This window comes from Carnobacterium sp. FSL E2-0243 (assembly GCF_038003605.1).
Lineage (GTDB): Bacteria > Bacillota > Bacilli > Lactobacillales > Carnobacteriaceae > Carnobacterium > Carnobacterium maltaromaticum.
Genome location: NZ_JBBOPM010000001.1, coordinates 351,980 through 377,642, shown reverse-complemented (window position 1 = coordinate 377,642; position 25,663 = coordinate 351,980). Strand labels below are relative to the sequence as shown.

Below are 25,663 nucleotides of genomic sequence, written 5' to 3'. Positions count from 1 at the left end.
ATCCTCACTAGCCTCTCATTCAAAGCTTCCAAATTAGTTATTTAATCTATTCAAAAAGTTTCTAAAAAACTAAATACTAGCCTTCATTTTCTATATCTAACTACTCAGTTCATTTATCAAAATAGAGCATGTAATTAATTTTTATAAGGGGGGATTCACTTGGACTTACTATTAGACAAAAGAAACTACCAAAAAATAGAACTAATAAAATATTTAAGCAAACAATATGAATTTATCTCAATTGATGAGCTATGCGAACTATTGGATTTATCTAAAGTGGCTATGCGCAGATTACTTGATTCACTTGAGGAAGATTTATATGAACTTTTCAATCATACAGTAAAAATTGATACCAATGAATCATCTCAGTACTATTTAGTCATTGATTCACAGTACTATAAAAGTGCTAACGTTATTAATATGTTAACACTACATTTTCTGAAGCAATCTCTGTCTTATCAATTTTTATTAACACTTTTTTACACTAAATACCCTTCATCAATTTCGCTGATGGATGAATTATTAATTAGTAGCTCTTATTTTTACAAACTTAATAAAAGCTTATCCAAAATCTTAAAAAAATGGTACCTTGAACTCGATTTTTCAATAAATGATTCTGGATTTAATTATATGGGTAAAACTGAATATATGCGCTTATTTACTTATTACTTTTTTTGGAATTCCTTTAAAGAACAAAAATGGCCATTTTCAAAAATCACCTTAGATACGACAAAAAGATATCTTGCTACTGAACCAGAGTTAGTTTCACCAAATCTTAGTTTATCTAAAGCAACGCGAGTTGAGTATTTCTTTAAAATTACAATGAATATGATTGTAAATGAAAAAAAGTATGTCTCTCTTGATAAAGAATATCAAGACTTCCTTACTTGTATTCAAGATGTCCATGATCTTTCAGAACCAATGAATCAAATTTTTAACAAGAGACTTCTTGTTCTTCCGCAAGAAAAAAAAGCTAGTGAGAAGCTATTTTTCAATTTTGCTTTAAGATTAATTTTAGCAAGTATTGATTCACCTGCGCAAAGAATAGAGATTGGACAAAAATTTTTATTACTCGATAATTCTTCTATTGATTTTAATAAAAAATTTTTCCACCGTCTTTTACAATTCTTTAACTTAACTTGTAACGACATCCAATATGCAGATATGATTTATTATGTGACTCTTTATTTTCTATCTATTGAAAAACTAAACATTAATTTACTCAGTTTTGCTAGAGAACATCCTCAAGTGAGTTGGTTTGGAATTGATCGGATTGAATCCAAAGAACTGTCTGATAATATCAAGAAATTTTCAAATGAATTTATTTCAGAACAACCCACTTACGATTCTAGCTATTACACGGAGAATAATCTAGATATTATGTATAATCTTGTTTACTTTATTATCAGCTCCCTGCAAGAGTCTAAATTTAATATTTACATTCAGTACTCAAAAAATATACATTCTGAAGCGTTTATAAAAAAAAGACTACATGCCGTTTTTGGAGATCAAATTCTAACAATTGTTACTAGCATCGAAGAAGCTGATTTGATTATTTCCGACTGTATTGAATTGACAGATTATAGTAAACAAGAATTTTTTTATTTTAATTTCACTTATGATATTGATACTTGGACCCAACTTACTAACTACATTCAAAAGAAAATTATGACATTAGCATTCAATGTTTAAAATGCTTTTCTGACTTTACTCTATGGACTATTTCAGTTATGATTATTAAAAATTAGTTGAAAGTAGCAACACTTTCAACATCTATTAGTGGAGGTTCTTAGCTATGCAAATGGAACAAGATTTTATGAAACGCGCGCTTGAACTGGCAAGTACAGCTGCCAAATCTGGAAATGAACCATTTGGAGCTATTTTGGTAAAAGATGGAGAAATAGTCTTTGAGACACAAAATTCTATCCACAAGTCTAGCGATCCAACAGCCCATGCTGAAATGAGCTTGATTAGAGAATTTTGTCATACCAACCAAATTAGTGATTTATCCGATTATACTTTATATACTAGTTGTGAACCTTGTTGTATGTGTTCAGGCGCCATGGTTTGGTCTAAATTAGGTAAATTAGTTTATTCTGCTAGCCATAGTCAATTACAAGAAATTGCTGGATTTAATATCATGATAAGTAGCGAAGAAGTTTTTGAAAAAAGCCCTTTTAGACCAACCACACATGGTTTGATTTTAAATAACGAAGGGACCAAAATTTTAGCGGATTATTTTTGATATGCTAAACAAACAGAGAATCTATTATTGTTAGGAATTATTCTAACAATAATAGATTCTCTGTTTTTATGTAAAAAAAACGAGCTTCATCAGCTCGTGGTCTTACTATTAAGCATATTGGCGACTGTTTTCGTCAAAAAATTGAATTTCAACGGATTGAGTCAAAACATCTGTATAACTATAAGAAACACGTTCAAATGCATTTTCATCTTGATCTAAATCTACAACGAAAACAGACGGGTAAGTTTCTCTCAAAACGCCCTTTCGTTCGGTCTTTCTTTTGCGACCCGTTTGCGCGGTCAACATAATCTTTCTACCTAACTGACAATCCAAGTTCTTTTTGATACTTGCTAATGTATTTGGCATTAGATTCACCTCACTGAGGTAAAGTATACCATATTCTGACAAATTTAACAAGTATACCACATGAAATAGCTAGATGCAACTACTTATTCTTTAAATTAGAAAAAATTAAAAAAACTAAGATTTTTTCGCAAAAGACTGCTATATATGGCTTAAAACCACTTAAAAAAACAATTTTTTGGTATATCATTATGACCCATAAGATAATAATATGAAAAATAAATCTACTAATACTAAGTACTAATTTATATCTTCACAGTTATTATTTTGGTCATTAAACTAAAATTGAACAAACTAGTAGTATCTAAAAAAATAGGTAACTAAATCAAATTAATTTTCCCTAGTTACCTCTATATCCTTTTCAATTTCGCTGATTTATTAGGTAATTTATTCATTTCCTGCCTTTTAAAGATAGAAAATAGAAAAACCTTAGTTCTTTCACTCTGTTATACTTAATTAGTCACCTATCTCACAGGAACAATCCCAATATGTGAGGAGGTGCTTCATTTGATTCTTTTTTAACAACGTTTATCTTACCTTTGTTGATTGCATTACTGGCAGAGTTTTTCGGTTATTGGCTTAACCGCAAAGATAAATAAGAGGTGACTAGGCCAGCACCTGTTTACTTAGATTAAACAAAACCCCCATACTCACAACAGTATGGGGGGTTCGGTGTTTCATTTGATTTTTTTCTACCTTGAGTATAACACGTATTTTTTATTTTTTCAAGTTTCTCTATCTAATTATTTTCTGGAAAGAATTCAACAATTGCATCTGATAATCGACCAAATTCAGCTAAACTTAGCGTTTCACCTCGACGTTTTGGATCTATATCCGCTAGTTCTAAAGCTTTAACTAACTTCTCTTTGATCTCTTCTTCTTTTCCGTAACGGACTAGAAGATTATTCCATAATGTTTTACGACGTTGAACAAAAGCAGCTCGTGCTACTTGGAAAAATATTTTTTCATTTTTAACAATGACACTAGGTTGCTCACGTCTAGTTAATTTAATAATCGCAGAATCAACATTTGGTTGTGGAACAAAAACTGTTTTAGGCACAATAAAAGCAATTTCTGCTTCCATATAATATTGAATCGCAATCGATAATGAACCATAGGCTTTTGTTCCTGGAGCAGCAGTAATCCGATCCCCAACTTCTTTCTGGGTCATAATTACTAGACCATCAATTCGGACTTCTGATTCTAGAAAATGCATAATAATTGGCGTTGTAATGTAATAAGGTAAATTAGCAACTACCATTAGGCGTTCTTCTAAATTAAGGCGCGGGGTTAATATCTCTGCCAAATTAGCCTTCAATACATCAGTATGGACAATTTCAACATTGTCATATGGACTTAATGTATCCGCTAAAACAGGAAGTAAGCGATCATCTATTTCAAAAGCTACTACTTCTTTACTGGCTCTGGCTAAATGTTCTGTCAATGCACCTATTCCAGGCCCAACCTCAACAACATTAGTATCTTTATCTAAACCTGCAGCCGCAACAATATTCACAAGGATATTAGGATCGACAATAAAATTTTGTCCAAGACTTTTCTTAACTGAAAAACCATGTTTTGCTAAGATTTCTTTAGTTCTGCTAGGTGTTGCAATATCTTTACGCTGGGTCATTTTCATCCTCCAAGATTCGTTGCATGGCCTCAATTACTTGTTCTGGGGTAATTTGAAACATCTGCAATCTTTTTTCAAGCTGTTTGCCGTTAGTATACCCGATATTTAATGATTCGCCTAATTTTTCACGCCTTTTTTTAGCAAACGGGCCTGCTAATAGACCGGCATCAATTAACAGCTCCCGTGAAATTAGTGATTCTTTCGAAATAGTTTCTGTATAAGCTTTTCCTAAAGCTTCACGAATCGCCTCTGGTGTCGCATGCTCAATCCCAAGGCTACCTTTGCCTTTAGGCTTGGCATCTGCAACTTTTAAAAAAGCATGTTTGACACCTGGAACAGCACGAGAAATTGTTTTTCTGATTTTCTCACCTGGAAAATCTGGATCTGTAAAAACGATAACACCTCGTGTTTCTTGAGCTTTTGCAATTAAAGCAAGAATTGAGTTATCGATAGCAGAACCGCGTGTTTCCAATGTGTCTGCTACGACTGCCTCTTTGATACGTCTTGTATCGTCACGACCTTCGACTACAATAATTTCTTTAATTTTATCCATTAGCGTAACCTAAATAGTTTTTCAGCATTTTCCGTTGTTTGAGTCGCAACTTCTTGGTAACTACACTCTCTCAATTCAGCAATTTTTTCAGCCACATATTTTACATAAGCTGGTTCATTCCGTTTGCCTCTAAAAGGTACCGGAGCAAGATAAGGAGCATCTGTTTCAACCAATAATTTATCAAAGGGAACCTGTTTAGCCACTTCATGAACTTCAAAAGCTTTTTTAAAGGTTACAACCCCACTCATAGAAATATGCATCCCTAAATCTAAAAAGCGTTCCATCCAATCTACATCTCCACTAAAGCTATGCATAATTCCACCAATATCTTCTACATGCTCTTCTTTCAAGATTTGATACGTATCTTCAATCGCATCACGCATATGAATACTAATTGGTAGTTTCAACTCTTTAGCAATTCGCATTTGACGGCGGAAAACATCTTTTTGAACATTTTTAGGTGATGTGTCCCAATGATAATCCAAGCCCATTTCACCCATGGCGACTATTTTAGGTAATTGTAATTGTTCAACTAACTTTTCTTCAATTTTATCTGTATATAGGTAGGCTTCTGTTGGATGCCAGCCAATAATACTATATAATCCATCATAATTTCGACTTAATTCTAGTGATTTTTCAATTGTTTTTTCATCGAATCCGACAATTGCCATTTTTGTGACATCATTTTCTTTGGCACGAGCGATTGCTTCTGGAATTTCTGTAGCAAAAGCTTCATCGTTTAAATGTGTATGTGTATCAAATAACATCATTTCAATCCTTTCTTATTGAGATAACTTTAGGTATTATAGTATGAGCAACAGCAACCCTGCTAATAATTTTACTTTAGCAGGGTTGCTGACTCAATATAATTACGCGATTTCAGAACCATTTGGTGCTGAAATTGGTGCTTCGATAACTTGTAAAACACCGTCTTTTTCTGCGGATAGAATCATGCCCTGACTAACTTCACCGCGCATTTTACGAGGTTTCAAATTAGCAACAATCACGACTTTTTTACCGATTAAAGCCTCTGGTTCTGGGTACCATTGAGCAATTCCAGAAAGGATTTGACGGTGATCCTTGTCTCCAGCATCTAAGCGGAATTTCAAGAGCTTATCTGCACCTTCAACTTTACGGCAATCAATTACTTCTGCTACCTTTAATTCAACTTTATCGAAATCTTCGTATTTAATTTCTTTTTCTTTTAGTGAAACTAACTCTGTTTCTTCTGGATTCCACACGCCAGCTTCCTCCTCTGTTGTTTCTGGTTTACCAGCAGCCATCTGCTCTTTGATATAATTTGCTTCAACTTCTAAGTCTAAACGTGGGAAGATAGGTGTGCCTTTTTCAACAACTTTAACGTCAGTCGGGAATTGACCAAAATCAACAGTTTTAAATTCACCTGCTTCTTTTCCTGTTACGCCTAATTGAGCAAAAATATCTTTTGGAGCATGCGTCAAGAATGGTTGTAAAAGAATCGCTGAAACACGTAAACTTTCTGCTAAATGAACCATCACGCTATCTAACTCAGCTTTTTTATCCTCTTCTTTAATTAATTTCCAAGGTTCTGTCTCGTCAATATATTTATTTGCACGGGAAATTAAACGCCAAACTTCAGCTAGGGCTGTACTGAATTGCATTTGATCCATTTCAGTTTGGTAGTTTTTAACGACTTCATCTGCAACAGCTTTTAATGGTGCATCAAAGGCAGTCACGTCACCTACATAAGTTGGTACAACTCCACCGCAATATTTATTAATCATAGCAACTGTTCGATTCAATAAGTTTCCTAAATCATTGGCTAAATCATAATTCACGCGAGAAACGAAATCTTCTGGCGTAAAGACACCATCACTACCAAATGATACCTCACGCATCAAGTAATAACGTAATGCATCCAAACCAAAATGTTCAACTAGCATTTCTGGATAAACAACATTACCTTTAGATTTAGACATTTTACCGTCTTTCATTAATAACCAACCATGACCGAAGATTTTTTTCGGTAATGGCAAATCAAGTGCCATTAACATAATTGGCCAATAAATTGTATGGAAACGGACAATTTCTTTTCCAACCATATGCACATCTGCTGGCCAGTAGCGATCAAATAATGTTGTATCGTCAGTTCCGTATCCTAATGCTGTGATGTAGTTAGCCAATGCATCAATCCAAACATAAATAACATGCTCCGGATTGCTTGGTACTTTGACACCCCAACTAAATGTTGTTCTTGAAACAGCTAAGTCCTCTAAACCAGGCTTAATAAAGTTGTTAATCATTTCATTTTTACGTGACTCTGGTTGGATAAATTCAGGATGCGCATTATAGTAATCTAATAAGCGATCCGCATATTTACTCATTTTAAAGAAATAAGACTCTTCTTTAACAAGCTCCACTTCATGTCCGCTTGGCGCTTTACCACCAATGACATTGCCTTCTGCATCACGATAAACTTCTTCCAATTGTGTTTCTGTAAAAAATTCTTCATCAGAAACTGAATACCAACCTGTATATTCGCCTAAATAAATATCTCCTTGCGCTAACAAACGCTCAAAAATATCTCCAACAACTTTTTCATGAACTGGATCAGTTGTTCGAATAAACTTATCATTACTAATTTCTAGTAAACGCCAAGTTTCTTGCATGTGATCAGCCATTGTATCCACATATTCTTTAGGCGTTATTCCCAACTCATCTGCTTTGTTTTCAATTTTTTGACCATGCTCATCTGTTCCAGTTAAATAGAATACATCAAAATCCTGCATTCTTTTATAACGTGCCATTACATCACAGGCAATTGTTGTGTATGAATTCCCAATATGTAGCTTACCACTTGGGTAGTATATCGGGGTCGTAATATAAAAGGGTTTTTTTTCGGTCATCTAAAGTGCCTCCTTGAGTATTTTAAATTTATAGACAATTTTCCATTCCTGAATAGTATAACATAAAATCCACTTCTATTGCGCGATAAGTTATGAAAAAGCCACTTGCATCAAGGGAATTTACTAAAGCTTCTTCTCCTATAATTTTTTCACTGATCAATTCCTTTAAATAATTCCAAGGCTTTTTGTCTCATCAATTTATGCTGAACAATCGGCTGTGGATAATCCTCACCAATGATAATCTGCTTTTCTTGTTGGATATTTAGTGGCATCTTACTTGGTTCATGAAGATAAGCATGTGGAATCCCTTTTAACTCTGGTACATACTTATAAATAAAATCTCCCGCTTCATCAAAACGTTGGCTTTGAGTTGTTGGATTAAAAATCCGGAAATAAGGAACTGCATCAGTTCCCGTTGAAGCCGCCCACTGCCAGCCACCAACGTTCGAAGCCGCATCGTAATCAATTAATTTTTCTGCAAAATAGGCTTCACCTAAACGCCAGTCCATTAATAAATCTTTAACTAAAAAAGAAGCCGTAATCATCCGTAAACGATTATGCATCCAACCTGTTTGATTTAATTGGCGCATGGCTGCATCTACTAAAGGATAACCTGTTTGGCCGGTTTTCCAAGCCTGCAAAAGTTGCTCATCACTGTTCCACTGTAAGTTACGATACTGTTCTTTTATTTCCAATACTTGCTGTTGTGGATTTTCAAAATAAATCATATTATAAAAATCACGCCAACATAACTCCTTTAGATACGTTTCTTTCCCTATACTATCTGGGGCCTCGGCCTTAATTCGATGATACACTTCGCGAATGGACAATTCCCCCGTTCTTAAAAACTGAGATAACCGACTCGTTCCTTTTTGGGCTGGAAAATCACGTGTTTGATCATACTGCTCGATCCCACTTGAAATAAATTGACGTAATCTCTTTCTCGCTTTTAACGCCCCAACTTCACTCGCCCATTTTTCATCAACCGATTGCATTAACTGAGTAAATTCAGCCTGTCCTTCACTAAATAGCTCTTGTTTGTCTAAAGCAAATTCTTTTAATTTTTGACTATCAATTTTTTGAAAGTTGGGTTTTCTAAGTTTTTCCCAACTTTTATAGTAAGGAGTAAAAACTTTAAACGCCGTCTGATCTTGTTTTCGATTCTCTGTTGCTCCATGCAGATGACTATCTTGAAAATGATGGCATTCAATCCCTTTTTCTGCAAAAAATGACTCCATTTTCCGATCTCGCTCTGCACCAAACCCTCGTTCATCTCGATTAAAGTAAATCTGGTTTAAAGTCGGAATTTTTTGAGTTAGTTCCTCAAAAGCTGCTTCTATCTCTCCATATAAAAAATGAATTGGCAAGCCAGCTGCTTTAGCTACTTCAACAAAATGCGCGACCGCAGTAAAAAAATAATCATGATTAAAACTCGTTACTTTAAATTGAAGCGGATTTAGATGGAAAATCCCAACTAGTTTGTCATTTTTTAATTGAGCCTCTTTCAGTGCTGCAATTAGTGCTGTATTGTCTGTTAACCTTAAATCTTTACGAAACCACATTCCTATCACACTCATTAAAATCTTCCCCCTATCTTCTATGTAAACATACAAAGTGCCGTTTTTTCGGCACTCTATATACTAAAAAAATTTAGACTAAATTTCTGCGTAAAACTTTACCACTAGCATTACGTGGCAATTGACTAACAACTTTATATTCTTTCGGTATTTTATATTGAGCTAATTGATTTTGACAAAAATGAATTAAGCCAGGGATATCTAACTCCTTATCTTGCTCTAAGACTAAAAAGGCAATTGGGACTTGCTCCCACTGAGTATCTTTTTTTCCAACGATTGCCACATCATTAATACTAGGATGTGCCATTAAAACTTGTTCTACCTCTGAAGGATAAATATTTTCCCCACCAGAAATAATTAAATCAGCTAAACGACTAACAATATAGAGATAGCCATCATTATCAAGATAACCGATATCTCCTGTGTAAAACCATTCAGTTTCAGAGCGCCGCGGCTGATTCAGGTACCCAACTGTCACGTTAGGTGCTTTGATTCGGACTTCACCATGCTGATAAGGAAGACAGACCTCATGACTTGGCATTACTACTTCTAATTGAACTGGAAATAAAGGCAAACCTGCCGAACCGCTTTTTTTGACAGCCATATCATTACTTAAAGCCACAACTTGCGAAGCCGTTTCAGTCATGCCATAGGATTGGATGACTGGAATTCCAAGTTTCTGACAATTCGTTAATGTTCCACTATCAATTGGTCCTCCACCTAATAGCATACAACGAAATTGTGGTGGATAGTGGCGATTTCCTAAATCAACTAGCAAACGTTTAAGCATTACAGAAACTACGGATATAATTGATCCTGCTCCTGACAACAGCGTTTGATTAATTTCTTTTTCATCAAATTTTTCAAATAAATAAACAGGCATTCCATAAATTAGACTGCGCATCATAATTGAAAAACCACTAATATGAAATAACGGAACTGGGCACAACCAACTATCCTCATCTGTTAAACCTAAATTGAGTACGGAGCCAATTGCACTCCACCAATGATTATCAAACGTTTGTTGAACCCCTTTAGCTTGTCCCGTTGTCCCAGACGTATACATAATAGTCGTCACTTTTTTTAAATCAAAATCTGGAACTGGTTTAAATTTCGTTTGTTCCTTTAATTCAGTCACCTGTTGAAAACTATGGCTACATTCTTGTAAATGAATAGAAAGCTGTTTAATTTTCCCTACAAAAGAAGCTTGATATAATACTCCAGCAACAGTAGCATCAATAAGTTGTTGCTCCATTTCATAACTCGTTAATCTGTGGTTCAAAAATACGATTGTGTGACCCATTTGTTGTAGCGCTAAAATAGTAAAATAAAGTTCAGGTGAGTTGCTCCCTAAGACGCCAATTCGGCTTCCCTCAGGATAAGAAAGAGTCAATAATCGCTTAGCTCGTTGATTGACTTCTACTTGCAATTCAGCAAAACTCCATTTTTTCTGTTTAAATACTAAAGCTGTTTTTTCAGGAGTTAAATGAACACGTTTTGTTAACCAATTCTCCATTTTTTACACAAACTCCTTTCATTAATTAGAAAAAACTGAGCCCCTTGATCCTTCCAAGGCCAACTCAGTTTCGCTTATTCTTTATGGAAATTTTGGAAATTGATTAAAGTCTGGATCACGACGTTCATTAAATGCATCGCGTCCCTCTTTCGCTTCATCAGAAGTGTAATATAACAATGTTGCATCACCAGCAAATTGTTGCAAGCCTGCTAAACCATCTGTATCAGCATTCATTGCCGCTTTAATAAAGCGCAATGCAGTCGGGCTTTTCTTCAACATTTCACGAGCCCAGTCCATTGTTTCTTTTTCAACATCAGCAACTGGAACAACGGTATTAATCCAACCCATTTCCAAAGCTTCAGCAGCTGTGTACTGACGACACATAAACCAAACTTCTTTGGCTTTCTTATGGCCGATGACACGTGCTAAATAACCAGAACCATAGCCGGCATCAAAGCTCCCAACATTAGGACCTGTTTGGCCAAACTTAGCATTATCACCTGCAATCGTTAAATCGCAAACCAATTGTAATACATTTCCGCCACCAATTGACCAACCTTTTACCATTGCAATAATTGGTTTTGGAATCACGCGAATTAAGCGTTGTAAATCTAATACATTCAAACGCGGAATATTATCTTCTCCAACATATCCACCATTTCCCCGTACACGTTGATCGCCACCAGAACAGAACGCATTGTCTCCTGCTCCAGTTAAAATAATTACGCCAATATCAGCGTCATCACGACTTAGTGTAAAAGCATCAATCATTTCAGAAACAGTCAATGGTGTAAATGCGTTGTGCACCTCTGGACGATTAATCGTAATTTTTGCTATATGATCAGTCTTTTCAAATAAAATTTCACGGTATTCTTTAATTGTTTCCCAATTTTCAGTCATCATTTAAGTCTCCTTTTTTATAAATTCACATTACTAGTTTAACCCATTTTAACAAAAATTACTTGCTTTCTGCCCCTATTTTCTTCAAATTATGTTAAATTTAAGGTACAAACTAAAAAATAACCCAAAAAAGGAGTTTTCTAAATGACATTAATGGACCATCTGGGGATTCACTACAAGAATATTTCCAAAGATTCTGTTGAACTAGAGCTCACAATTGAAGAACAACACAAACAACCACATGGTATTATGCACGGTGGAATATCCGCTGTTTTAGCTGAAACTGCGGCTAGTTTAGGAGCAAATGCACAACTAGATACAACGAAAGAAGTTGCAGTTGGGTTAGAATTAAACTTAAACCATTTACGAGCTGTACCAAATGGGACAATTATAGCTGTCGCAACGCCCTTACACATTGGTAAAAAGACCCAAGTTTGGGAGATTAAAATAACAAACGAACAAAAAAAATTAGTTAGCGCTGGACGTTGCACTTTATTTATTCAAGAACTTTAAGCTACTGAATAAACATTCTTATATAGATCTCCAAAAAAATGGAGCTTCATTAAAAATGAAACTCCATCTTATCTATTTTTATTACTCTTTCACAACTAGCACATTACATGGTGCATGTTGGACAACATAACTGGTTGTTGTTCCTAAAATAGCACTTTTAATTCTGCCTTTACCTGTCGCTCCAATGATGAGTAAATCAATCTTTTTTTCTGTCGGAATCGTATGGGCAATTGCATGTTTATGATTTCCTGTAGTCACGACTGCCACGGCATTTAGAACACCTTTTCTTTTTGCTTCCTCCACAAGTTCATGAACTTCATTTTCAACCCATTCCACCTCTTTTTGAACAACTTCTTGAAACATCTCAACAGCTTCTGGTGAATACGTTTGTGTTTGACTATTCAGCATTGGCGGTGCCACAAAATGTGTTTGATTATCCACTACTTCTAAAACATATAATGTCGCTTTTTCTTGTTCTAGAGCAATTTCCACAGCCTGTTGAAAAGCCAATTGAGCATTTTTCGATCCGTCTACTGCAACTAAAATATTTTTATACCGTGATAACATATACATCCCCCTCTTTCGATTTAAAAACGCTTCCATTTTATTCATCACATATAATTTAAATAATGACTAACTTATAATTTTATCTTAATTGTTTTTTTAATCTTTTGCAAATTTAACCACTCTTAGTTGCACCAAAAAACTTCAGATAGATCAATGCTATTTAAGAGCCTATCTGAAGACATTTTCGATTTAATTGAATAACATACCTTTGATAAAGTTTATAAATTGATCTTCAGCAATCGTATCTTCTGCTATTTTATTCAACTGTATCTTGCCACAATCTAAACAACAATGTTCAATTTGACATCCTTTTTTTAATTTATATCGATAACTAATCGGTTTCATTTTTATTGTACAACCAAAACACTTAGACTTTCATTTTCTATCTTTTTACTTTCTAAATTAACTATTTTTCATTTACTGATTAGGAGCCGTACCAAATAACATGATTCCTGAAAGATTCGAAAAAACCTCTTCTAAATAAGATGGTTCCTCCGAGTCGTCATCGTTCCCACCAGAAAAATTATTAAAAGGATCTAACGTGATCACTTCCAGGTTAGACATTCCGTGTGAGAATGGAAAGTGTTCCTTTTCGTCATCCTCTTGATTTGTTGAGCTTTTTTCTGAAGAATCCTCAATTAAGATTTTTTGACTGCCATCTGGTAAATCCAAATCGTCCTCAACAACAAGTGCATTTATTTCACCTGTATCCTGACTATTACTTGGTTTTGTGTCTTCCATTGTAGGAGGGACTGGTGTAGCCTCAATTCCTGGATTCAATGGATCCACTGGATGAACGACTAAGAAATGTGTTTGATTATCACTAGCTTGAATTTGATTTTGTTCAGCTCCTAATACCTCATTTACACTCCCTAAGGTTACTAAGATGCTACTAAACACTAAAACATCTTTTAATAAACCTAGTTCATGTTTATGTTGTCTCATCCAAATTCACCTCAGCTTCTCTATTTCTTTTTATTTTTGTCAAATGTGCACCTAGATTTGCCCAGTCAGCTGGAGTTGGAAGTACATTCCAAACTAAATAGTCGCAATTTTTTCTTTTGTCCGCAAAATAATAATCTGACAAGACCAAATCTGTGCCTTGATTCATTTCATCTATCACTTCTATATTTAAAAAACTAAATGTTTTAACATTCGCAGAAACCATGCTATTGTAATGTTTCCCTAGCGAAAAATCAATATAAATCTTGATTGATTTCATGAAAAAATCAGGTGGGAACACTTCTATTATTAAAAATAAATAGTGTCGAAATAAAAAGTCACTATTTTTATTAATTGATTTAAATTTCTTATTTCCCCCTCCTGTTTTTATAAATTGTTGACAAAAAAGAAAAGCATCTAAATAATTTTCTTTAATGAAGTTAGAACTCATAACATCTTCAAAAATTCCACCTATTTTTTCAAAATAAAGAACTTTAAAATGCAAAATCATTAACTCACTTTTCAGGTGATTCAAATAGCTTTTTTCAACTTTATTTTCAAAAAATGTACTGAATTCTTCCAAAAAAAAGTCGGTTAGCTGCTCATTTTTTATTAAAGGTTCTAGCCGCTTTTGGTTCAAAGAAAGCATATTCTCACTAATTAAGAATGCTAAAATAAATTTTGATTCGCTAATCAAATGATTTTGGTTTATTAGATGAACTTGTTCCATTAAAAATCCTTGAATTTTTTCGTAAATCGGCAAAAATAGTTGGACATTTATTTTTTTACGTTCCACAGTGCTACTATGCAAATCTGTTCCTTGCTGAATTCGATTTAAATTAACTGCAAGAAAAAAATCTAATTTTGCTTTATCTACTTCTGAAAAAGAATGCTCTAGTTGTTCTTCTAACTGCTGAATAAAAAGCATGTTTACTTCTTTCTTTTTAGGCTCAAATGGAAACTCAATTCGATTAAAACGTTCATAGTACACTTGATAAAAATACATTCTAATTTTCATTTCATCGCCAATCAGTTTAAATCTTGAAGATAGTTCAATTTCATAACTACGTAAAATTTTCTTTAACTCCTGAATACGATTATAAACACTTGTATAGCTGACAAAGTTACTTTCTGAATAGCTCGCTATATTTGTAAATGTACCTCGATAAATTTCATCTAAAATTTTAAAAGAATGGGATTTTTTTAAATAAAGCCAAGCTAACACCTGTACTGATGCTTTTCCTGATTTTTTTAGAATAATATGTTTTTCTGTTTTTTCCAGTTTAAAACAATCAGTTAATTGGTTTGCCTCAATATCTCTTGTTAATTCATCAACTGTATTCAATAAAATAAAGTCGGAGATATTTAGATTTTCTGATATATCACTAAATGTTGCTCGTTGTTGGTAACTGGCTTCCAAAAATTTAAATAATCCAATTTTACGTATATCTTGTTTTTCTAAAAATACAGTCAACTCCATTCTTCCTCCATTTCATGCTGATTTTATCTATTTACTAATTAAAGTTTACTTTTTTTCAGTTTTTACACTTTTTTTCTTTTTGCGCTTTCTAGCAGCTAGTTCTTTTTTACGTGCTTCTTCTTCTTTTTTCTTCTTACGTTTCCATAAAATAAACCATAAAATCAAAGCGACTAAAATTAAACTCACTCCGATTAAAATATAAATCCAATTCGAATTGTTCTCAATTGTTACATCAGTTTTGTTTAATTTGTTGGCTGTCTCACCATCAATTGTGAAGTTTTCTTTCCAGTGCCATGTTTTCCCTTTTGACTCTGCTGTCATTTCTAGTGTGTATTTTCCTGCTTCTAATTTAGCTCCATCTAAAGAAATCGGATAGTTAAAGTTTGAATTAGGTGCCATTTGCATACCTTCACTAGTGGATTTATAGAGAACTTCACTTTGACCTTGACGCGTGATTTTTGCATTTACAGACAATTGATTTACATACATAGCTGTGATATTTTGCAAATTCGCATTGATCACATTTCGGGCATTTACTTGTGCTGCTGCAATTTCATTCAATTCTAATTCAGGCACAATTTCGTTGTCATTTTCATTTAATACCAACGCAACTACATACGCATAACGATTTTGAATAGATAATCCTTGCTCACCTTTCTTGTTCGTATCAGTATCTGTTTGTTTTTCTTGAAGCGTAATCCCACCTGCTAAGATTCCATCAAATTCTTCTTTTGGCATATCAATCGTCAGAGGGAGACGGACATGACTTTCAGCTGGCACAATCACTTCATCTACAACAGTCACAATATCATTTAAATTATGAATCAATGTACTATCTTGTTTTTCAGGCAACTCGCCATATTCAACAACGCCTTTGATATTGGTGAGTGCGCTATTCACACGAGGCTGAATAATCACATCATTTTTTGTGTCATTTCTCAGATTGATTTCAATCGTTTGGCTTGCGCCTGCTTCCATTTTCAAATCAAAATATGTCTTCTTTTGATCTCGTTGATTTGCAGGAATAATAGGTTCTACTGAAAAATTCAACTCTGAAGCATTCACCTTAGGTATCAAAAATGTGCTAGTTGTTAATAGTGCCACCATAAAAATAATCAGTTTTGTATATTTTTTCATTATTACGATCTCCTTTTCATCAGATTGAAAGCACCGACAAATTTACTTATCGATGCTTCCAGAATATAATATGTCTTAATTAGTTAGTTGTTTTTAGATTTCGTTTGCTGGAACATCTGTTAGAGTCCAAGTTAATGTTGTTGCATAAGTTTCTGCTAATTTTGTTGTTGTTCCTGGTACAGATAAACTAACACTGTTAGCTTTTGTTGCATCTGTTCCAAAGCGGTAAACAAAAGTTCCTGCTCCTTCACCATCTTTAGCTGAGACGATATTTTCTGCAACTCCAGTACCGGCAACAGTTAAATCAAAGCTTGGTTTTGTAAATGATGGGGTAGCAGAAGTAGAGATTGTATCAAGTTGACCATTTGTAAAGCTAATCATTGCTCCGACTAATTCACGATTAGATTCTGACATAAATTGACCATCTTGTTTTACTTGTAATGACCAACCAGCTTCCGTTCCACGGTTATCTGTCACCTGAACATAGTTGGGACGATCTGATCCATCTTTTAATTTTTGAGCTACTGCATAGTAAACCTCGTCTTTTGAAGTAATCTTATTCTCACCAAAGTAAAATGCTGATGCATAATCTAAACTTAGTGGTCCAGCAGTTCCAGGCTCAATTTCTTTATCTGGATCAGTTGGGTCAACTGGTTCAATTACTTCTCCTGGATTTGTTGGATCGACAGGATTTGTGATATCTTCACTTGGTGCAAATTTAACGATTGTATCTGACTTATAATTTTGAGTAATATCTCCGGGTGCTGCAGACGCGATGCTTCCTCCAAGAATAACTGCACTGATAAGAACTGCCCCTGTAGTAATAAATTTAGTCGTTTTCATAATTTTTTGTTCTCCCCTATTGTTTTATTTTTTGTCTGATTTTTTTAAATTCTGTAGCGCTGGTCTACACTTATAATTCTACATACTTTTTCAACCACTCACATCGTCAATTTGACTACGTTAGATGGAAAAAATGCGTATGTTCATTAGGCAATAAAGCCTCACTAAAATAGAAATTATTCGTTGATTGGTGTATCTGTTAGTGTCCACGTTAATTGAGTTGAATATTTAACTGCATCTTTTGGCGTGCTTCCTGGAACTTCTAGTGAAATAGCTTTATTTTTTTGAACAGTTTCGCCTTCAACTTCTTCAGCAGTTACTGTTCCAAAACGATCAACCCAAGTACCTGAACCCGTCTCATTTGCAGCAGTCATAACATTTGAAGCTGCTCCTGATGCATCTAATTCAATACTTGGACTTAGCGGAGCCGTAACATCTATTTGATTACTAGCAGCTACTCCATTTGATAATTTAATGACTGATCCAGTTAGGACTTTATGCTGTGTTGTTTTATTCTCAAATTGACCTTCTTGTTTCACAGTTAAAGCCCAACCTGTATTAGTTCCACGGTTATCAGATACTTGAACATAGTTTGGTACAAATTTTCCATTCGTTAATTCTTGGGCATTTGCATAATAAACTTCGTCTTTATTTGTTATTTTATTTTTACCAAAATCCAAACTTGAAGCATAATCAATACTCAATGGGCCATTTGTTCCTGGTTCTGGTCCTTCTGGATCAGTTGGATCAATTGGAACGACAGGATTTGTCGGGTCTGGATCAGTTGGATCAACCGGTAATGTTGGATCTGTACTTGGAACAAATTCTACAATCCCATTTGAAGTATATGTTTTATCTTCGGCAGCCAATGCTGGAGCCACGTTCACTAATGTTGTTAATACAATTGCTGATAATGCGATAAATTTTGTTGTTTTCATTTCTTTTCCCCCTATTTTATGCTGCTAATTTCACTATTTTCGTTAAATTTTTTGTTTCCTAACTATATAGGCTAGTCCTAATAGAACAAAACCAGTTATCATCATATTGATGGGCAACTGTTCACCTGTTTGTGGCAATGTATACTTTTGATTTACAGTACCTTGGTTTAGTGGTGCATATATAATTTTATCTTTGGTTGTTTGTGGAAGTTCTTTATTAGCTTCTTTTTCTTCTTCTGTTAAAGGAATGTACTCCCCATAAAAACTAATATCTCCATTACTCTGGTATTCATTATCTTGGCCTTCTGCATTCGAATAGATTGGAGTAGCCAAGCAAAAAACAAAAATAATAAACGCAGCAATAACTGGTTGCTTTCTTTTCATTTTGACACCCCTATTCTCCATCCGGTGTATTTTGTAAGGTCCATAAAATAGTTCCTTCGTAACTTTCACTACGAGCAGCTCCTGCAGGTACAGTTAAGGATAAACCGTCGCCTTCTGGAGTCCATGTATCAGAAACAGAAAATGGTGCTTCATCTGTATTCGTATGTTGATAAATTTTTGTGCTAACATCACTTAATACTGTTGTGTTTCCACCTAAACTATGACGTATTGCATTTGGCAAGGTATGCCCTGTTCCACTTGTCAAAACCTTGTCAACTTTAGCTGTTAATGTCCACGAACCTTTAACTGCTCGGGTATCTTGAACTTTCAGTTGACCTTCTAAATTTTCTAATGGATAGGTTTGTTCTTTAGCACTCACTTTCAACTCTTCTCCAAAAGAAAGTTTTGTCGGAGCTGATAGAAAGGCCAATTCACCATCTGCTACAGTTACTTTTGTTGCCGCCTTAAACGTTGCATCATGAAAAACTGTGTCAACTAATGGATTTGCATTGCCTTCAGTATCTGTCAAAATAAATTGCAGTACATTTCCAAGAACAAGTTTCGTTTCTGGTGCTGGAATTTCCCATGTTCCATCTTCTTTTACTACTGTGCTACCTGGTACAGTTGTACCATTCAATGTGTAATAAAGAGTTGCACCTGGTTCTCCATTTATCCCAGTAAAAACAGTTGTAAATGGAGAAATACGACTTGTCACTTCAGCTGGAGTAGGCGGTGTTTTATCAATGACCGTCGTTTCAGCTAATTCTTCACTCTCATAGGGTCCTCGAATAGCTGTTGCTGTTAATTTTGTGCCTGCTTGATAAAAATCAGGCACTGTATAGCGCACATAACCATTTGCATCCGTAGGTAAATTAGCATAACTTAGCCCATTCGCTGGATCTGTAATTGTCACAGTTGCTTGCCCTGCTGAAGCATATACAGGTACATAATTAACGTGACCTGTTTCATCTGCCCCATTATTATCCGGAACCATTCCTATTTTCACACGGGATTTAACCGTTAAATCAGCATCTGTTACTTCTGTAAACTCAACTTCTGGTAGTTGATTCATGCCGGCAATCCGGCGGAATAAATTTGTTTTAAAATTGGCTTTCAAATCTGCATCAGTTGAAGCAACAACCTGACTATTGGGTGCTCCAGAAGCCGTTAAGCTACCGACTTTAGCGTAGGTTAATGAGGATGGACCTGCGACATCTACACCCATTTTCCATAAATCAATGTCTGAGTCTGTAATAGACATTTTATTTGTTGCATAATTGATTCCAACTGCATATGAAGATGCGGATGTTGCTAAATTTCGAATATCGTATTGAGCTGGTTGTTGAATATCTAGTGAATTATTTGATCCACTACTGATGTTAATCAACGCTGTATTACTTTTACCAATTGTATAAAAGTAAGCCCCTGGTTCTGTCTTAAAGGTACTATTTGTTGTATTGTAAGAAACAACAGCACCCGAGTCTCGTTTACTTGTTAAATTAACAATCGAACCTTTTTTAGCAGTAAAACTAGAGTTTGGTGCATCAAAACGCACAGCATTTCCAGGCATTGCCACATTAAAGACTACATTTTCTCCAATCGTCATCGCTTGATAATATTGATACACGGCAGGATAAGAGACACCCGATGTTTGTGTTTGACTCATACGCACTTTCGAATCTGCTCCAACTGTAAATTCTCTTGACTGACCTGTATCTCCAGCTCTAGCAGCTAAATTGTACCAAACTACTGAGAAGTCATAATAATTTACATTACCCTTGTAATTAGTGCCAGGTTCCATAATAAAACTACCTGTGTAAAAGTTTTCTGCCCGAGTGTTTAAATCCATATTTCCATAGATAGTTACTTGAGCATAGGTAGCACGAGCTAATCGTTGTACACTGGCTTCTGTTGTTACATTTCCAAACCGATAGTTCCATTTCCCTGTATAACCTCCAACTAAACGTGACCCGACAATGTCCTCGGAGTAGCCTCCTGCGTATCTTTGAGCGAGTACAATGTCATGCATATGAAAAGTAGGTCTAGCAGTTCCGGTTTCTCCTAACCAAATAGAAGTTCCTTGAAAATCAATTCGAAATCCATTTCCATTAATTTCAATATCTCTAGTAATTTGCGTTGTTGCTAAATTATTGGGATCACCCTCACCAGCTGTTCTGGTATTTGCAAAACTAGCCGTTAAGTTAATTTTTGAAATACTTGTATCCTTCATTGCATTCGCAAAACTATCCCAACTATTTACATCAATTTCACCAACAGCTCTTGCCACCCCACGATTTTCTGGCATAGCTGACTGTTCTATTGAAGAATCTGAAACTGGTTGATCTGTTGATAACGCTTCTTCTGAATTTAGTTCTTCTGGTGACTCTAATTCAGCTTTAGTTTCTTCTTCCAAATTAGCTACTTGGACTTCTAACATTAATGTGTTTGACCCAAAATCTTGCCCTTGATACGTAGATTGCGCCTTTATTTCATAACTTCCAGCAACTGAGCCACTTAAGCTTAAAGGTACAGAATCTATTTTTTCAGCTTCATTTTCCGAATTTAGAATTGTTATTTCAATTTGTTGCGCATCCTGATTAAAATTCACTGTAATATATGGATTTTCTGCGTTTAACCATTCTGTTTCATCTTGATTAAAAACCAAACCTTCTGGTAAAGCCATTGTAATAACTGTTTCTAAAACTTCTGTATTTTCTTCAAGTTTAGTTGTTGGCAAGCCTTTTAAGTTAATTTGAATAGGTGTATCTTTTAATATAGTTGACTCTACTACTTGTAACGACATACTTTCATCTGCTTGAACTCCTTCTTTTTGAAAGAAGACCCCTATGTCCATACTATTGATTTGAAAAACCGTCACGCTCAGTAATGCCACCATTAATCCAATGATGATACCTTTTTTATTCCTATAAGTTTTGTTCAAATTCTCACCTCCCTCCAATTATATTTCTACTCATGAAGCAAATAATATCATGAAGCTTTCGTCGTAACTGTTTTATTTTTTTCAAAAACTTACTAATTTTCTGAAAAAATAGTTGATTCATAGTAGCCTCCATACCTTTTTATTTATAATGTGCAAGAAATTTATTTCTTATTTTTAACCTATCTCTACTATACTTTCTTACGCAATACTCCACATCTCAAAAATGACTACGTTAAGAAGTCATTTTAGCTATCTAGATATCAATGACTGTTTGACCATAATTTTTCCTAGTATACATGTAGTTCTCCATTAAATTCTTATTTTCTGTTGCATTATCCTTGAATTTCTGTTAACCTTTAAAAACAAACAAGTTAACAGAAAAGAGGATGCTCTCATGCAAACAACGAAATTAAAACAAATGATTCTGAATGCACAATTCGCCGTAATCATTGCCATTATTGCTCAAATTACCATTCCATTAGGTCCTATCCCTTTAACAGGGCAAACTTTTGCCGTTGGTTTAGCTGCTACTATTCTAGGTGGATGGAACAGTATGATTGCTGTCTGTATTTATCTATTGATGGGATTAATTGGAGTTCCTGTTTTTGCTGGTTTTTCCGCAGGGATTAGCGCCTTGCTAGGACCAACTGGTGGTTTTTTGATTGGATTTATTTTTAATGCTTTAGCTACAGGATGGATTTTAGAAAAAACGAAGTTTAATTTACCCTGGGGAATACTTGCTAACTTAGCGGGAGCACTTATTACACTACTTTTTGGAACAATTTGGTTAAAATACGGAACTGGCCTCGACTGGCAAGCAGCTTTTACAGGTGGTTTTATACCTTTTATTATTCCTGGTATTCTTAAAGCTCTACTAGCAGCATTTTGTGGAATTGCTATTCGTAGAAGACTGGCTAAAGGCTCCTACTTAACAGATTAACAGTCAGTCAACACTTTCCTGTTCCCTTATTGCTTTACAAATACTAGTATAGTATGGAATTTTAAACCTGTGTTTTCAATTTTTACCGGAGGTCTAGAAATTTTTTTATCTACGTAATATGAAAAATTTCTTACTACCAAAAATTAAAAATAGAACTCCTCTTCCTTCACTACTAACACAAAAGGCAGCCAAAGAGTTTCCTCCTTAGCTGCCTTTTGCTATTTTCTTTATTTACTCTAACACAATCTTCAAATTCGTTTATATTGATACGTTTAAGCTAATCTTTGATTAAATTCTTCTTTAGTAATCTCTTCAATCAAAGATTTAATATGCTTTAAATCATTCAAACTTGGATTACGATCAATACATATAGAAGGAACACCATGAGAATCATATTCTGAAATTGTCGTTACCAACAATTGACTTTTTTCAATTTCACTTTGCTGATTTTTAGTTTGTTTATTAAAGATATAAGCGATATCAAGTTTTTGTCCCAGTTGATGCTCAATCAATGCAGCTAAATAGTTCGCAAATTCTATTGAACCATCTACTAGTAAGCTGACTTTTACTTTTGCATGATAATTATTTAAATGAGTCAAAAGACCTTTCCATTCAATCACTGTAGAAAAAATTAATTGGTTTATTAAAGATTCTTCGAATTCATTATCATATTTTTCACCAAAGCTGTTAATTGATTGCTTTAAATACTGAATAAATGCAGGATAATTACGCTCTAATCTAGAAACAAATAACTTATTGCGATCATGTAAAACAAAAAGCGGACCAACATAAATTGCCAAATCTACTGCTACTCGTTTAAGAATATCTTCTATATTATATAATGGAATTTGTAAATCTTTCGACATTTGAATAATTCGCTCTCCGATATTTGCCCCAAGACCTTGAAAAAATGCTTTTTCATCAAATTTCGGACCTCGATTTGGTAAAGAAAATTGATATGTCGTAAAAACACAGGTAATTTCTTCCAATAAGGATTGATTTAATTCTATTTTAAACACGTGGAAAAATTCACGTTTTAAAAAAGAGTCCTCTAGTATCCCTACAAAGGACAATGAATAACGGATTGCTACATTCTTTCTTCGTATATCCTCTGTGAGTAAATTCCTTCCATTCAAAACTCTTCTTAAAGAAATGATCAGATAATTTTCCATCTCTTTTCTTGCATCCATTCCATAACTTCTATTATACTCTTTTTCAAAATAATCCATTATTTTCCCGACTACTTGACGTTCAGTAGAGCTAAATGGTGCATCCTCATAATACATTTTCTCAAAAAAATAATAGACTAAAAAATTACGAACCTGTGCTTCTTCACCTACTAGGTTGCAGTGGCTATCTATAATCTCAATATTAAAACCTGATTCCTCTGTTTGTCTAGATAATGCTTTGATTTTTCTTCTCAAACCTGGCTCACTAGTATAGAGAATTTCCGATAATTCTGTAATAGTAATTCCTGGGTTTAAAAACAAATGTTCTATAACTTGATATTCTATACTAGTTCTTAACGTTTTACTGTAAATATATTCAATATTGATAGTGTGAGGATATTCTAATAGCACACCATTTGGAGAAGAAATAATCATAAATGGACTAAAATCAATATTTATTTTCTTAATGTCACTGCGTAATATTTTATCCGAACAGTCCAACTCTTCTGCAATCTTAGAAAGGGTGATCCAATCATCCTGTCGATGGAGTATTTCAATAAACTTCAACTTTCTATTCGCTTCATTATTTAAAAAATTATACATATACCCCATCCCCTTTTTATATAAAAATAACAAATAAAAACATTTACACTCCCATTTTTGAATTCGCCCCCATTTTAACATTCCGCCTCTATTAAAACAAGCAAATTCGACTGGTAAACACTCTAATTAACAATAGATATAAGCTTATAACTAACCTACCTAGCGACTGATTTAATTTATTAAAACACTGCCTTAAATTCGTTAGATTCACGTTTAAAATAACGCATTAAAATTTTATTTTTCACAATTAATGAATCTTTAAAAAACCAACTTGTTTAATTCTAACAGTATAAATGTCAGTTCTTATATCTAGAATTAAGTCCCACTCTATTCTTGTTTTAAAATTAATTTTCTATTAAGGAAATAAACGCTGATTTAATCATCTTTTCAGCTTTAAAACGATTTGTTATTCAACTTTCCAGACAGTTCACTTAATTTTTAGGGGTTGTCATTTTCTGAATAGGGTGCTACAATGAACCCGTTGATACATCAGAACGATTAATTAAAGTGTTACCAGTTAGGTGAGGCTCCTATGCAAATATAGGCCATTGCCCAAAAACATCGAAAGATGCCAATGGGTAGAACAGGGATTGTCGGATTAAGGCTTTCCATAAGATGGCTAAAAGTAGAATGATACTTTTTACGTTGCATAGTGCTAAAACTCGACGAGTGGTAGATTTATTTTTGTTGCCCTCGTCTACCCTAGATGAGGGCTTTTTTATGCCCAGCTAGCTTCATACACAATTCGATAAGATAATTTAAGTCAACAGATTGGTGGAGGTAAACAATTGGATCGACAACAAAATAAAGATGGCACTAGTGCGAATCAAGTTGGGATAACCTCCCAATTTTTGACTATCAATAAAACTAACTAAGTGCCATTAGTTAGGACGTGAAAGATATGGATTACACACAAGAAATTGTGCGCTTTGTTCGTTTTTATGGAATTAAAAATATCAAAAGCTACGAAACTTCTAAATGTAAATATTTTATTTATGTAGCCGATAACGGACAAAAGCAACTGTACTACTATGATAAACAAACAAAAAACTTTTATTTTAAAACAGCTAAAAAACAAGAGAAGTTATCTTGGCTATGAGCTTTTAATTTATTAGGCTAGCCTCATGCTATTTAGTCCTCGCTTTCTAGCATGATAGACTAGTCAATGAATCAAGCAATATGATTAGTTGACCATTTTAAATCAATTAAACAATTATATATTTGCCGATTTAAAATCGGTACTGTTAGGTGAGGCTCCTATATAAACATAGGCTACTGCCCAAAAATATCGAAAGATGCCAATGGGTAGAACAGGGATTGTCGAATTAAGGCTTTCCATAAGGTAGCTAAAAACGATGTGTTCGTTTTTTACGTTATATAGTGCTAAAGCTCAACGAAGGTAACTCTTATTTAACGAGCCTTTTGTTGCGCCTTCATGCAACAAAAGGCTTTTTCTATTGCTTAAATTCCATTCAAATTGCTCTATTCCCTAAGGAAAGTTGGTTGAAATTATGGAAACCATTTTTAGGATTTT

General features: G+C 34.3%; 23 protein-coding genes and 2 riboswitches. Of the genes, 5 read left to right on the top strand and 18 right to left on the bottom strand.

All coding sequences use genetic code 11. The annotated features are described in order from the left end of the window. Window positions 1-159 precede the first annotated feature (159 nt). Entirely contained in the window at window positions 160-1,692 is a 1,533-nt protein-coding gene (locus MHI00_RS01800) for a helix-turn-helix domain-containing protein (RefSeq protein WP_057000132.1), read from the top strand. A gap of 103 nt (window positions 1,693-1,795) precedes the next feature. Continuing rightward, complete coding sequence (locus MHI00_RS01795) at window positions 1,796-2,245, top strand: nucleoside deaminase (protein WP_057000133.1); 450 nt, start codon at window positions 1,796-1,798, stop codon at window positions 2,243-2,245. 108 nt (window positions 2,246-2,353) lie between these two features. Here the strand turns inward: MHI00_RS01795 and MHI00_RS01790 are convergent, their stop codons facing one another. The 8 genes from MHI00_RS01790 to menB all read right to left on the bottom strand — a co-directional run bounded on the left by MHI00_RS01790 (window position 2,354) and on the right by menB (window position 11,672). Beyond that, window positions 2,354-2,611, bottom strand: coding sequence for a Veg family protein (locus MHI00_RS01790; protein ID WP_010053550.1), 258 nt, complete (start codon window positions 2,609-2,611; stop codon window positions 2,354-2,356). 736 nt (window positions 2,612-3,347) lie between these two features. Beyond that, window positions 3,348-4,241: a 16S rRNA (adenine(1518)-N(6)/adenine(1519)-N(6))-dimethyltransferase RsmA gene (gene rsmA, locus MHI00_RS01785; protein WP_010053547.1), complete on the bottom strand. Its 894-nt coding sequence runs from the start codon at window positions 4,239-4,241 to the stop codon at window positions 3,348-3,350. Further along, window positions 4,228-4,794: a ribonuclease M5 gene (rnmV, locus tag MHI00_RS01780; protein ID WP_010053544.1), complete on the bottom strand. Its 567-nt coding sequence runs from the start codon at window positions 4,792-4,794 to the stop codon at window positions 4,228-4,230. Before rnmV ends, rsmA begins: the two co-directional genes overlap by 14 nt. Continuing rightward, entirely contained in the window at window positions 4,794-5,561 is a 768-nt protein-coding gene (locus tag MHI00_RS01775) for a TatD family hydrolase (RefSeq protein WP_135027897.1), read from the bottom strand. The genes rnmV and MHI00_RS01775 overlap by 1 nt, the downstream gene beginning before the upstream one ends. Before the next feature lie 102 nt (window positions 5,562-5,663). Continuing rightward, the gene (gene metG / locus MHI00_RS01770) at window positions 5,664-7,679 is read right to left on the bottom strand and encodes a methionine--tRNA ligase (protein ID WP_341110507.1); all 2,016 of its coding nucleotides are present in this window, start codon (window positions 7,677-7,679) and stop codon (window positions 5,664-5,666) included. Between the two features lie 149 nt (window positions 7,680-7,828). Next, complete coding sequence (locus MHI00_RS01765; protein ID WP_341110505.1) at window positions 7,829-9,256, bottom strand: cryptochrome/photolyase family protein; 1,428 nt, start codon at window positions 9,254-9,256, stop codon at window positions 7,829-7,831. A gap of 73 nt (window positions 9,257-9,329) precedes the next feature. Then, the gene (locus tag MHI00_RS01760) at window positions 9,330-10,772 is read right to left on the bottom strand and encodes an o-succinylbenzoate--CoA ligase (protein ID WP_287429900.1); all 1,443 of its coding nucleotides are present in this window, start codon (window positions 10,770-10,772) and stop codon (window positions 9,330-9,332) included. A gap of 81 nt (window positions 10,773-10,853) precedes the next feature. Further along, window positions 10,854-11,672, bottom strand: coding sequence for a 1,4-dihydroxy-2-naphthoyl-CoA synthase (menB, locus tag MHI00_RS01755; RefSeq protein WP_010053538.1), 819 nt, complete (start codon window positions 11,670-11,672; stop codon window positions 10,854-10,856). A 144-nt stretch (window positions 11,673-11,816) separates the two neighbouring features. Between menB and MHI00_RS01750 the strand changes: the two genes are divergently transcribed. Further along, a complete protein-coding gene (locus tag MHI00_RS01750; RefSeq protein WP_341110501.1) occupies window positions 11,817-12,185 on the top strand; it encodes a PaaI family thioesterase in 369 nt (122 codons plus the stop codon). Window positions 12,186-12,266: 81 nt separating this feature from the next. On the opposite strand, the gene MHI00_RS01745 is transcribed toward MHI00_RS01750, so the two are convergent. The 9 genes from MHI00_RS01745 to MHI00_RS01705 all read right to left on the bottom strand — a co-directional run bounded on the left by MHI00_RS01745 (window position 12,267) and on the right by MHI00_RS01705 (window position 21,417). After that, window positions 12,267-12,752 carry a universal stress protein gene (locus MHI00_RS01745; protein ID WP_015077626.1) on the bottom strand — a complete coding sequence of 162 codons (486 nt, stop codon included), beginning with the start codon at window positions 12,750-12,752 and terminating at the stop codon, window positions 12,267-12,269. A 189-nt stretch (window positions 12,753-12,941) separates the two neighbouring features. Continuing rightward, window positions 12,942-13,103: an RNHCP domain-containing protein gene (locus MHI00_RS01740; RefSeq protein WP_318589415.1), complete on the bottom strand. Its 162-nt coding sequence runs from the start codon at window positions 13,101-13,103 to the stop codon at window positions 12,942-12,944. 66 nt (window positions 13,104-13,169) lie between these two features. Further along, window positions 13,170-13,697 (bottom strand): hypothetical protein, encoded by a 528-nt coding sequence (locus MHI00_RS01735; protein ID WP_341110499.1) that lies wholly within the window; start codon window positions 13,695-13,697, stop codon window positions 13,170-13,172. Continuing rightward, entirely contained in the window at window positions 13,684-15,174 is a 1,491-nt protein-coding gene (locus tag MHI00_RS01730; protein ID WP_341110498.1) for a helix-turn-helix domain-containing protein, read from the bottom strand. The genes MHI00_RS01735 and MHI00_RS01730 overlap by 14 nt, the downstream gene beginning before the upstream one ends. A 45-nt stretch (window positions 15,175-15,219) precedes the next feature. Beyond that, on the bottom strand, window positions 15,220-16,311 hold the full coding sequence (locus MHI00_RS01725) for a DUF916 and DUF3324 domain-containing protein (RefSeq protein WP_332489507.1): 1,092 nt from the start codon (window positions 16,309-16,311) through the stop codon (window positions 15,220-15,222). A gap of 93 nt (window positions 16,312-16,404) precedes the next feature. After that, entirely contained in the window at window positions 16,405-17,154 is a 750-nt protein-coding gene (locus MHI00_RS01720) for a WxL domain-containing protein (protein ID WP_015077632.1), read from the bottom strand. 176 nt (window positions 17,155-17,330) lie between these two features. After that, entirely contained in the window at window positions 17,331-18,092 is a 762-nt protein-coding gene (locus MHI00_RS01715; protein WP_201730651.1) for a WxL domain-containing protein, read from the bottom strand. A 42-nt stretch (window positions 18,093-18,134) separates the two neighbouring features. Further along, window positions 18,135-18,476, bottom strand: a complete 342-nt coding sequence (locus MHI00_RS01710) for an LPXTG cell wall anchor domain-containing protein (protein WP_010053528.1) — start codon at window positions 18,474-18,476, stop codon at window positions 18,135-18,137. Between the two features lie 10 nt (window positions 18,477-18,486). Further along, window positions 18,487-21,417, bottom strand: a complete 2,931-nt coding sequence (locus MHI00_RS01705; RefSeq protein WP_341110491.1) for a pectate lyase-like adhesive domain-containing protein — start codon at window positions 21,415-21,417, stop codon at window positions 18,487-18,489. A 394-nt stretch (window positions 21,418-21,811) separates the two neighbouring features. On the opposite strand from MHI00_RS01705, the gene MHI00_RS01700 reads away from it, so the two are divergent. Then, entirely contained in the window at window positions 21,812-22,357 is a 546-nt protein-coding gene (locus tag MHI00_RS01700) for a biotin transporter BioY (RefSeq protein ID WP_015077636.1), read from the top strand. A gap of 272 nt (window positions 22,358-22,629) precedes the next feature. Here the strand turns inward: MHI00_RS01700 and MHI00_RS01695 are convergent, their stop codons facing one another. Next, window positions 22,630-24,210: a helix-turn-helix domain-containing protein gene (locus MHI00_RS01695; protein WP_287429893.1), complete on the bottom strand. Its 1,581-nt coding sequence runs from the start codon at window positions 24,208-24,210 to the stop codon at window positions 22,630-22,632. A 425-nt stretch (window positions 24,211-24,635) separates the two neighbouring features. Beyond that, window positions 24,636-24,809, top strand: a riboswitch (M-box (ykoK) riboswitch). Between the two features lie 221 nt (window positions 24,810-25,030). Here MHI00_RS01695 and MHI00_RS01690 point away from each other — a divergent pair. After that, window positions 25,031-25,228: a hypothetical protein gene (locus MHI00_RS01690; protein WP_010053518.1), complete on the top strand. Its 198-nt coding sequence runs from the start codon at window positions 25,031-25,033 to the stop codon at window positions 25,226-25,228. A gap of 134 nt (window positions 25,229-25,362) precedes the next feature. After that, window positions 25,363-25,537: riboswitch (M-box (ykoK) riboswitch) on the top strand. Window positions 25,538-25,663: the final 126 nt, after the last annotated feature.

Coding starts and splice junctions, on each gene's coding strand:
- MHI00_RS01775 (WP_135027897.1), bottom strand. CDS start 5,561: ATGTTATTTGATACACATACACATTTAAACGATGAAGCTTTTGCTACA.
- metG (WP_341110507.1), bottom strand. CDS start 7,679: ATGACCGAAAAAAAACCCTTTTATATTACGACCCCGATATACTACCCA.
- MHI00_RS01790 (WP_010053550.1), bottom strand. CDS start 2,611: ATGCCAAATACATTAGCAAGTATCAAAAAGAACTTGGATTGTCAGTTA.
- MHI00_RS01795 (WP_057000133.1), top strand. CDS start 1,796: ATGCAAATGGAACAAGATTTTATGAAACGCGCGCTTGAACTGGCAAGT.
- MHI00_RS01750 (WP_341110501.1), top strand. CDS start 11,817: ATGACATTAATGGACCATCTGGGGATTCACTACAAGAATATTTCCAAA.
- MHI00_RS01700 (WP_015077636.1), top strand. CDS start 21,812: ATGCAAACAACGAAATTAAAACAAATGATTCTGAATGCACAATTCGCC.
- MHI00_RS01745 (WP_015077626.1), bottom strand. CDS start 12,752: ATGTTATCACGGTATAAAAATATTTTAGTTGCAGTAGACGGATCGAAA.
- MHI00_RS01730 (WP_341110498.1), bottom strand. CDS start 15,174: ATGGAGTTGACTGTATTTTTAGAAAAACAAGATATACGTAAAATTGGA.
- MHI00_RS01720 (WP_015077632.1), bottom strand. CDS start 17,154: ATGAAAACGACTAAATTTATTACTACAGGGGCAGTTCTTATCAGTGCA.
- rnmV (WP_010053544.1), bottom strand. CDS start 4,794: ATGGATAAAATTAAAGAAATTATTGTAGTCGAAGGTCGTGACGATACA.
- MHI00_RS01735 (WP_341110499.1), bottom strand. CDS start 13,697: ATGAGACAACATAAACATGAACTAGGTTTATTAAAAGATGTTTTAGTG.
- menB (WP_010053538.1), bottom strand. CDS start 11,672: ATGACTGAAAATTGGGAAACAATTAAAGAATACCGTGAAATTTTATTT.
- MHI00_RS01695 (WP_287429893.1), bottom strand. CDS start 24,210: ATGTTAAAATGGGGGCGAATTCAAAAATGGGAGTGTAAATGTTTTTAT.
- MHI00_RS01710 (WP_010053528.1), bottom strand. CDS start 18,476: ATGAAAAGAAAGCAACCAGTTATTGCTGCGTTTATTATTTTTGTTTTT.
- MHI00_RS01725 (WP_332489507.1), bottom strand. CDS start 16,311: ATGAAAAAATATACAAAACTGATTATTTTTATGGTGGCACTATTAACA.
- MHI00_RS01690 (WP_010053518.1), top strand. CDS start 25,031: ATGGATTACACACAAGAAATTGTGCGCTTTGTTCGTTTTTATGGAATT.
- rsmA (WP_010053547.1), bottom strand. CDS start 4,241: ATGACCCAGCGTAAAGATATTGCAACACCTAGCAGAACTAAAGAAATC.
- MHI00_RS01760 (WP_287429900.1), bottom strand. CDS start 10,772: ATGGAGAATTGGTTAACAAAACGTGTTCATTTAACTCCTGAAAAAACA.
- MHI00_RS01715 (WP_201730651.1), bottom strand. CDS start 18,092: ATGAAAACAACAAAATTTATCGCATTATCAGCAATTGTATTAACAACA.
- MHI00_RS01765 (WP_341110505.1), bottom strand. CDS start 9,256: ATGAGTGTGATAGGAATGTGGTTTCGTAAAGATTTAAGGTTAACAGAC.